Source organism: Streptomyces boluensis (genome assembly GCF_009908195.1).
GTDB classification, from domain to species: domain Bacteria; phylum Actinomycetota; class Actinomycetes; order Streptomycetales; family Streptomycetaceae; genus Streptomyces; species Streptomyces boluensis.
In genome coordinates, this window is record NZ_JAAAHS010000312.1 from 1 (window position 1) to 9,347 (window position 9,347).

The 9,347-nt window shown below is 69.0% G+C and carries 7 protein-coding genes; 5 read left to right on the forward strand and 2 right to left on the reverse strand.

Annotation, left to right across the window (positions count from 1 at the left end; genetic code table 11):
* Positions 1–140: 140 nt before the first annotated feature.
* Positions 141–2,876, reverse strand: coding sequence for a D-alanyl-D-alanine carboxypeptidase (locus GUY60_RS28810; RefSeq protein ID WP_188133002.1), 2,736 nt, complete (start codon positions 2,874–2,876; stop codon positions 141–143).
* A gap of 190 nt (positions 2,877–3,066) precedes the next feature.
* Here GUY60_RS28810 and GUY60_RS28815 point away from each other — a divergent pair, with 190 nt between their 5' ends.
* The 3 genes from GUY60_RS28815 (at position 3,067) to GUY60_RS28825 (ending at position 5,619) form a co-directional block, all read left to right on the forward strand.
* Complete coding sequence (locus GUY60_RS28815; RefSeq protein ID WP_161703026.1) at positions 3,067–3,834, forward strand: GOLPH3/VPS74 family protein; 768 nt, start codon at positions 3,067–3,069, stop codon at positions 3,832–3,834.
* Positions 3,835–4,231: 397 nt separating this feature from the next.
* Positions 4,232–5,098, forward strand: a complete 867-nt coding sequence (locus GUY60_RS28820; protein ID WP_161703028.1) for a helix-turn-helix domain-containing protein — start codon at positions 4,232–4,234, stop codon at positions 5,096–5,098.
* 314 nt (positions 5,099–5,412) lie between these two features.
* The gene (locus GUY60_RS28825) at positions 5,413–5,619 is read left to right on the forward strand and encodes a DUF397 domain-containing protein (RefSeq protein WP_161703030.1); all 207 of its coding nucleotides are present in this window, start codon (positions 5,413–5,415) and stop codon (positions 5,617–5,619) included.
* Positions 5,620–5,790: 171 nt separating this feature from the next.
* Here the strand turns inward: GUY60_RS28825 and GUY60_RS28830 are convergent, their stop codons facing one another.
* The gene (locus GUY60_RS28830; protein WP_161703032.1) at positions 5,791–6,630 is read right to left on the reverse strand and encodes a hypothetical protein; all 840 of its coding nucleotides are present in this window, start codon (positions 6,628–6,630) and stop codon (positions 5,791–5,793) included.
* Positions 6,631–6,747: 117 nt separating this feature from the next.
* Between GUY60_RS28830 and GUY60_RS28835 the strand changes: the two genes are divergently transcribed.
* Together GUY60_RS28835 and GUY60_RS28840 are read left to right on the forward strand one after the other, a co-directional pair.
* The gene (locus GUY60_RS28835) at positions 6,748–7,530 is read left to right on the forward strand and encodes an SDR family oxidoreductase (protein WP_161703034.1); all 783 of its coding nucleotides are present in this window, start codon (positions 6,748–6,750) and stop codon (positions 7,528–7,530) included.
* Between the two features lie 261 nt (positions 7,531–7,791).
* On the forward strand, positions 7,792–9,347 hold a 1,556-nt coding region (locus GUY60_RS28840; RefSeq protein WP_161703036.1), incomplete at its 3' end, for a sodium:solute symporter family protein.

The following is a 9,347-nucleotide window of genomic DNA, read 5'->3' on the forward strand; positions in this document are numbered from 1 at the left end:
GGCGGTACGGGGGCACGCGGCGCGGTACGGAGGCACGCGGCGCGGGCCCGGGTCCAGAGGGGTGTCGCTCCCTCCGGCCCCGGGCCCGCGCGTTACGGCCACTCTTCGACCGTCAGCCGATACGGATCATCCGATACGAGTCAGCTGATACGGGTCAGCTTCGACCCGAAGCTCGGCTCGGTCAGGTCCTCCTGGAGCGCCACGGGTACCTTCACGGCGCCCTTCGCCCCGTCGCCGACGCTCAGGACTCCGACCTCCGTGCCCGCCTTCGCGGTGTGCGGCACGGTCTTGCCTCCGTCGCCGACGGCCAGGTCGACGGTGAGTCCCGGCCAGCCGACGGCGGAGACGTCCTCGGTGGCGACGACCGGGGTCGTCCCGCCGAGACCGTCGTCGACGTGCCCGACGACATCGCCCTTCTTCACCACGGTCCTGGTCTCCAGGAGCTCCTGGGCGCGCAGGATCAGGTCCTTGCTGCGGGCGGTCGCGGTGTCGATGATCGGCGGCAGGTGCTGCCCGAAGACGGCCCCGATGATCAGCTGGGTGGAGCCGCCGATCTCCTTCTCCGCGGCGAACAGCAGGTTGCCGCCCGCCTTCGTGGTGGAGCCGGTCTTGATACCGACGACGCCGTACAGCGGCACCAGTTTGTTGAAGTTCGCCTGGTCCTTGGGCCGTTCCGAGGTCGTGGAGTCGAACTTCGGCATCCGGACGATCTCCTTGAACAGCGGGATCTCCATGGCGGCCTTGCCCAGCTTCACCTGGTCCACCGCCGTACTGACCGTGGTCTCGTCGAGCCCGCTCGCGTCGGTGTACGTGGTGTTCTTCATGCCGAGGTCCTTGGCGGCGGCGTTCATCTTCTTGACGAACGCGTCCTCGTCGCCGTTGCTGTCCCAACGGGCAAGCAGCTTCGCGATGTTGTTCGCGGACGGCAGCATGATGTCCTGGATGGCCTCCTTGACCGTGATCTCGTCGCCCTCGGCGACCTCGACCACGGACTCGTTGGCCGGTTCACCGGTCTCGAAGTGATCGGCGGCGGCCTTGTCGACCGTCAGCGTCTCGTCCTCGTCCTTGTGCTCCTTGAGGATCAGATAGGCCGTCATGACCTTGGCGACGCTGCCGATCGGGATGGGCTTCTGATCGCCGTACGTGCCGAGGCCGCCGATCCCGTTCACATCCACGACCGCCTGCCCCTCGGTCGGCCAGGGCAGGCTCGGCTTGTCGCCGTCGAAGGTGAACTTCGCGTCGGCGGTGAGCGCGAGCGTCGGCGTCGGCAGCGGGCGCACACTCTGTACGACCGCAAAGACGATCACGAGCAGTAGCGCGAGCGGCGTCCAGATCTTCACCCGGCGCACGGTCGTACGGAGCGCCGTCTCCGGCGGCTTCGGCCGGTTGGTCAGCTCCGCGAGCAGGTCGAGCGGGGGCTTGGGCGGCAGCGGCTGCTGCGTCGTCCGCTCGGGCCCGACCGAGGCGGCGACCCCTTCGACCTCGGGCTTCGTCTCAGATTTCGTCTCGGGCTTTGCCGCGGACTTCGTCTCGGGCTTTGCCGCGGACTTCGTCTCGGGCTTTGCCTCGGGCGGCAGTTGGGCCCCGGTGACGCCTACGGTCGCTGCGGGCTTGGCGGCGCCGGCCTCGCCGGTCCCCTTGCTCTCCTTGGGCGCCTTCGGCTCGTCGAGCGGCTTCAGGGCAACGAATTTGCTCGTTCGCTCGGCTTCGGAGTCGGGGTTGGGCTTGGAGTTGGTCTCGGGGGTGGATTTGGGCTCGGGCTTGGTCTCGGGCTCGGGCTTGGGCTCGGGCTCAGGCTTGGGCTTGGAGTCCGACTTCGACTCCGACTTCGGCTTCGGCTTGGCCTCGGGCTCGGCGTCGGCCTCGACCGCTTCGGCAGGCAGCTTGAAGATCGCCGTCGGCTGATCGACCTTCGCCTGCGGGGTCTTGAAGACCGCGGTGGGCTGATCGACGCGCTCGGGCTTGGCGTCGGCTTCGGGCTTGGCGTCGGCTTTGGGCTCGGCCTCGGCTTCGGGCTCGGGCTCGGCGTCTTCGAGTTCGGGCTTGGCGGCGTCCTCGGGCTTCGCGTCTTCCGGCTCGGGCTCGTCGTCCGGCTCGGGCTCGGGCTCCGCCTCGGCTTCGGGCTCGGCTTCGGGCTCAGCTTCGGCCTTCGCGTCGTCGTCAGCCTCCGGCTCGGACTCGGACTCCGGCTCCGACTCGGGCTCCGTCCCGGACTCCGGCTCCGACTCGGGCTCCGGCTCCGTCTCGGACTCGGCCTCCGCTACGCGCTCGTCGCCCTCAGCGTCCTCGCCTGCGCCCTCAGACGCGCCCTCAGGGGCCTCCTGGGGGTCCTCCTCGGACTCGGCGCCCTCCCCGGCAACCTCGTCCGTCTCGTCCGCCTCAGCCGACTCCTCGGGCACCTCGGGCGCTTCAGGCCCCTCGGAACCCTCCGGCCCCTCCGCCCCCTCGGACTCCGATGGCTGAGAATCGCCCTCGTCCTCGGGACCGGAGACCCACGCCGCAACCGCCGCACGCAGGCGGGCGTCCTTGGAACCGTCGACCTGCTCCGCCGGCTCCGAGTCCGCCTCGCCCGAAGCCTCCCCGGCAACCTCGGCAACCTCGACCTCGCCGGCGTCGGAGTTCCGCGGCTCCTCCTCCCCGGACGCCGCCGACTCCTCGTCCAACTCCAGCGCGGCCGTGGAGAAGACGGCGGTCGGCTGGTCGACGCGCGCCGTGGACACGGCGAGACGAGGGTCGACCGCCTCCGCCGCACGCTCGCCCGAAGAACTGCCCGAGGACGTCCCCGAAGACTTTCGCTTCCCCGACCTGCCGGGGGTCTCGCCCGCCACCAATGCCTCCTCGATACGCCTTGCGTCCGCGCCGAAGCCGTACGCCATGTGTCCAACGGGTGGCCCCGCCGGACCGATCCGGTGTCCGAACCATGTACCAGTGTCCTGTGTGAGGGGTTGACCCCTCCGGTAGACGAGAACGACATACCTTCCGGTTCCATGACATCCCGGGCAGGCACTCTCGACAGACCAATGTGAGAGGGGTCACCCTGTCACTCATCCACGCGGGGAGGCATGGATGGGCAAGAGCCGCAGAACGATTCCGGAGGAGCTTCTGCTTCTCGCTCTGGACCCGACCACGGGTACCACAGCGCAGCCGCAGTCGCTCGACCTCGGTCTGGCCGGAGCACAGCTAGTAGAGCTGGCGTTGGCCGGACGGATAGCCCCAGACGGGGATCGTATCGCCGTGGTAGTACCACGGCCGACCGGAGATCCGACACTGGACTGTGCACTGGAACTGCTCCGCAGGCGCGGGGCCCCGGTGCGCGCCGTCCACTGGATCGGCGGGCCCCGACTGGGGCTGCGCCAGACTTATCTCTCGCATCTGGAGCGGTGCGGCATGGTGCATGCCGTAGCGGGCCAGATGTGCGGAGTGCTGCCGACGACGCGCTATCAGGCGACGGAGACAGCGATCAGCAGGGAGATCAGGTCACGGCTTGACTCCGCGATCCGTACCGGCGTTCCGCCGGACCCACGGACCGCGGCGCTCGCCGCGCTGGCCCACGCGGTCGGCCTCGGCAAGCACCTGTATCCCGGGAACGAAGGGCGCTCGTCGCGCTCCCGGCTCCGGGATCTGATCAGGCACGACCCCATGGGCGGTCTCGTGGCGCACGCCGTGATGGACGTCCAGAACGGAGTGGCGGCCCAGCCCCGCCGCTCCCCGGCCACAGCCACGGCCACGGCCACGGCCCGCAAGCCGGACCGTGTCACCGCGGCGGAGACCGGCCCCGGCCGGATTCCGATGCAGCCACGCCGGGGCTCCATGGCTCGGGCCGTCGCCCACTGAGGCAACAGCCCGTTCCCTGAGGACCGTCGAGCACGACCCGCACCACGGAACGACCGCACGACCCGCATCACGCGCATCACGCACCACCACGCGCATCACGGCACCACGCACCACCACGCACACGCACACGCACCACTCGTAGCGCCAGCGCCGTACCGAAGTCCCCCATGATCCGGTCCGGGAGCCGCTGGGGAGCGCGGGGTGGCGGCCGGTCGTCCTGGACGACGACACCGGCCGGCCGCCCCGCGCTCCCGCATGTCCGGACTCCGCCACTCCGGGTCGCGCCGCTCTGCCCTGCGCATATCCCCTGTTTCCCAGCGCTGCGCCGTGATTTGGTGGCACTCTGCTGAGCGGTAGATACGCAAAGTAGAGGAACGCAGCCGGAGGTGCACGTCCCGTGGCGTCCAATGTCAATCCCACAGTCAGGCGACGCCGATTGGGCCAGGAGCTCCGTCGGCTCCGCGAGCTCAAGAACATGACGGCGGAGGAGGTGGCCGACAAGCTGCTCGTCTCGCAGTCGAAGATCAGCCGCCTGGAGAACGGCCGGCGCAGCATCAGCCAGCGCGATGTCCGCGACCTGTGCGGGGTCTACGAGGTCGAAGACGCCCGCGTCGTCGACTCGCTGATGCAGATGGCCAAGGACAGCCGCCAGCAAGGCTGGTGGCACGCGTTCGGCGACATCCCGTACAGCGTCTACATCGGCCTGGAGACGGACGCCGCCTCGCTGCGGGTGTACGAACCACAGGTCGTCCCCGGCCTGCTGCAGACGCGGGCGTACGCGGAGGCGCTGATCAACGGCGCGCTGCCGGAGACCGCGAACACCGACATCGAGAAGCGCGTCCAGGTCCGGATGCGCCGCCAGGAGCGGATCCACGCGGACGAGGCGCCGCTGCGGCTCTGGGCCGTGCTCGACGAGGCCGCGCTGCGCCGGGTGGTCGGCGATCCGCAGCTGATGATCGAGCAGTTGGAGCACCTGGTCGCGATGTCGGAACTGCCGCATGTGACCGTGCAGGTGATGCCGTTCAACATGGGCGCCCACCCGGGTGTGAACGGCCAGTACGCGATCCTGGAGTTCCCCGACGCGGCCGACTCCAGCGTCGTGTACATCGAGGGCGTCACCAGCGACCTGTACCTGGAGAAGGCCAACGACGTCCAGAAGTACAGCGTCATGTACGAACATCTGCGGGCGCAGGCCCTGAACGTGGACCAGACCCGCCAGTTCATCTCCGAAGCGGCCAAGGCGTACGCCCGCGAACGCGCCTGAGCGGTCCCCGACGGGACCGGCGAAGGGGCCGGTGAATGGGTCGGCGAACGCGCCAGTGGCGAGGTCGGTGACGAGGTAAGCGGAGGGGCAAGGCCGGGCCCGAAATGTGGCCTTTGGAAGGCTCGGCGGGTGAGGGAGCCGGAAGATACACCCTCGCCCCGGCAACGCGGAAGTCTCATCCGGGATATGCCATCCGGTCGAGTGAACGGCCCCTTCGCGCACCGAAGTTGGCGAGTAGCGTCGATCACGCCAACAACAACAAGCCGTTGGCATCGCACCCCCCATCATTCCGGCGATCGGCAAGCGGAGCAAAAATGGCAATTCAGCAAGGCGCTACGACCACCTGGACCAAGTCCTCGTACTCCACCGGCAACGGCGCATGCGTGGAGGTCAAGTCCCCGGCCGTGCACGTGATCGACGTACGCGACTCGAAGGTCACGGGAGGCCCGGAGCTGGCGTTCGCGCCCGACTCCTGGAGCGCGTTCGTCGGCCAGGTCACCCGCGGCTGGGGCCGCGCCTGACCGGGAACACCACGACCACACACGCGATACGAGCAGTAGACGCAGTACACGCAGCACACGTAGTACGAGCACTACACGCACCACCCGCACCACCCGCAGTACAGAAAGAGCCCTCTCGACTGGCCCGCCGTCCCGGCCGAGGGGGCTCGGCCCTTTCCCGCCGCCGCGCCGCTACCGCAACTGGTCCACGTACAGATCGGTACCCGGCACGGTCGGGATGAACGGCGCCACCAACTCGACCCGCCCCAGACCGGATTCGGCCACTTCCCCGGCGCGCCCGGCGAAGTGTTCCGCCCAGTGCTCGCGCGGGTCGGGGTTAAGGAACCACAGCAGGGTCAGGCGGTTGTCGACGCCCTCGACCTGCTTGACGTAGGTCATCCGGTCGCCCGGCAGCGGTGTCGGCCGGAAGACCACCACCATCGCGGCCGAGGAACCCGCCAGCTTGCGCGGCAGCTCGCGGGAGCGCAACCACTCAAGCAACTCGGCCCGCTGCTCCGGGCCTTCGGCGTCGATGACTTCGAGGACGAGGCCCTGGTAGGGGTGGTCGAGGGCGTGGAAGTCGCGCGGTCCTGAGTCGCCGTCGCGGTACACGGTGGCCACATGGTCCTGGAAGGCCGTGAAGACATGGGTACGGTCCTGGTGGACCCGGTCGTCGCGGTTGAGCCGCTTGTTGATGCCGACGGTCCACCGCATGTGGTCGTCGTAGCGGCCCTCGGTGATCCAGTACGTGGAGAGGTAGCAGCCGGCCGTGACGGGCTGGGCGACCGCCGACTTCTCGGGCCCGCGCAGGAGTTGCAGCTCCCGGGTGGCGACCCAGCGGCGGCCCGCGTACATCCAGGGCATGGCCATCGCGCCGGCGTAGTAGTGGTCGTCCTCGTACCAGCGGTTGTACGCGCGCTCATGGCCCGGGTGCGGCTCGACCATGGTGATCAGGGCGTGCCCGGGGTGCACCCCGTACGGGCCGACGGACGCCAGCTCCGCGTATGTCTCGCTGCGGGTCTCCTCACCCATGACGCTCCCCTTCCGTCCCGCGCGCACGACTGCGGGCCGCGCACGGGTTCCGTCCTCCGCATGACGCCCTTACTCTGACGCCCCGTCAGGAAATCCACCAGACTCGTGGAGGCGCTCATGCTGCTCGCCGGGAAGACCGTGATCGTCTCCGGAGTCGGCGCCGGACTCGGGCACGAGGTCGCCGCGGCCGTCGTGCGGGACGGGGGCAACGCCGTGCTCGGCGCCCGTACGGAGGCCAACCTCGCCAAGGCCGCCGCCGAGATCGACCCGGGCGGCGCGCACACCGCGTACCGGGCCACCGACATTTCCGACGAGGAACAGTGCGGGGCGCTCGCCGCGCTGGCCGTGGAGCGGTTCGGGCGGATCGACGCGCTGGTCCAAGTGGCCGCCCTGGACTCGCACTTCGGGGGTCTACAGGACGCGGACTTCGCCACCTGGCAGAGCGTGGTCGACGTGAACCTGCTCGGCTCCCTGAAGATGTCCCGCGCCTGCCTGCCCGCCCTGAAGGAGCACGGCGGCGCCCTCGTCCTGGTCGGCACCCAGTCCTCGGTGGCGGCACCCTCGCAGGTCCGGCAGGCGGCGTACGCGGCGTCCAAGGGAGCCCTTGTCTCGGCCATGTACTCGCTGGCCCAGGAGCTCGGCCCGCACCGTATCCGGGTCAACACGGTCCAGCCGGGCTGGATGTGGGGCCCGCCGGTGGAGGCGTACGTGAAGTTCACGGCGGACGCCGAGGGCGTACCGGAGCAGGACGTGAAGGCCCGGCTCGCGGAGCGGATGGCACTGCCCGAGCTGGCCACGGACGGGGATGTCGCGGACGCGTGTGTGTTCCTGGCCTCCGACCGGGCCCGCTCGATCACCGGGCAGTCCCTGCTGGTCAACGCGGGTGAGTTCATGCGCTGACCGACACCACTGAGCTGGGACTTCGGCCGTCCGGGAGGCAACTCCCGGGCGGCCGTCGCGCGTTGGGACGCCCATTTCCCATACGCCCAGCCGTCCACGTACATGAACAGCGATCCTCAACAGGAACGATTTTACTGTCCCTTGACTCTACGGGCGGTTGTCGGGGCTGTTCGCGCGAACCCACGATGAGCGGGCCCGTGACAGGTGCGCCGTCGAGGGCACGGCACAACCCCGATGCTCAAGCTGACCCCTGGAGGGGGCATGAACAGTCTCGACTGGGCCGTGCTCATCGGCTACTTCGGCGTGATGGTCGCCATCGGACTCTGGTCCCACAAACGCGTGGACAACGTCAGCGACTTCTTCACCGCCGGCGGCAAGATGCCCTGGTGGCTCTCCGGCATCTCGCACCACATGTCCGGCTACAGCGCCGTCATGTTCACCGGGTACGCGGGCATCGCCTACACCTACGGGGTCACGTCCTTCGTCACCTGGTCGTTCCCGATCGCGCTCGGCATCGCCATCGGCGCCCGGCTTTTCGCCCCGCGCATCAACCGGCTGCGCTCCCGGCTGCATGTCGCCTCGCCCCTCGAATACCTGAAGACCCGCTACAACCTGAAGACCCAACAGGCCCTCGCCTGGTCCGGGATGCTCCTGAAGATCGTGGACGTGGGCGCGAAGTGGGCGGCCATCGCCACCCTGCTCTCCGTGTTCACCGGCATCTCCCTCAACCAGGGCATCCTCATCACCGGTGTCATCACCGGCATCTACTGCACCATCGGCGGCCTCTGGGCGGACGCGCTCACCGAGCTCGGCCAGTTCGTCATCCAACTCCTCGCGGGCATCGCCATGTTCGTGGCCGTCATCGCCAGACTCGGGGACTACGGGGGCTTCTTCGGCGTCTGGGACCGCCCCGAACTCCAAGGCCACGCACAGCCGCTGGTCGGCCCGTACGGAACGGTCTTCCTGCTCGCGTTCCTGTTCATCAAGCTGTTCGAGTACAACGGCGGCATGCTGAACCAGGCCCAGCGCTACATGGCCACGCGCGACGCCCACGAGGCCACCCGCTCCGCGCGGCTCTCCGCCGTGCTGTGGCTGGTGTGGCCGCTGGTGCTGTTCTTCCCGATGTGGATGTCGCCGCTGCTGGTCGACGCGCAGAAGCCGGACGGCTCCGACTCGTACGCCCTCATGACCGAACAGCTTTTGCCGCACGGCCTGTTGGGGCTCGTCATCGTCGGGTTCTTCTCGCACACCATGGCCATGTGCTCCTCGGACGCCAACGCCATCGCCGCCGTCTTCACCCGGGACGTCGCCCCGGTGCTCTCGGCCCGTGCGCGCGGCTGGAGCGAACGCTCCGGGCTGCTCGCGGCGCGGCTCACCACGGTGATCTTCCTGGCCCTGTCGATGGCGGTGGCGACGCAGGTCAACTCGCCCACGTTCAAGGACATCATCACCGTCGTGATCAAGTGGGTGGCCGGGCTCATGGGGCCCATCGCCATCCCGATGATGCTGGGGCTGCTGCGCCCGTTCCGCCGCTCAGGGCCGACTGCGGCGCTCACCAGTTGGGCGGCGGGGCTGCTCGCGTTCTGGCTGGTCAATTACCCGATCAGCTGGGAGGTCGAGGGGGGTGTGCCGTTGCAGTTCCAGGTGTCCATTCCGCTGGCGGTGTCGTTGGTTCTTTACGTCTTGATCGGGTTCCTCAAGCCTGAGGACACGGCTGAGCGGGATCTTGTTATCGCTCGGGTCAACGGGGTGGACGATTCCTCGGCGGGGGTGAGCGTTCCGGCTCAGGTGGATGGGTCTGTTCCCCAGTCCCGCCC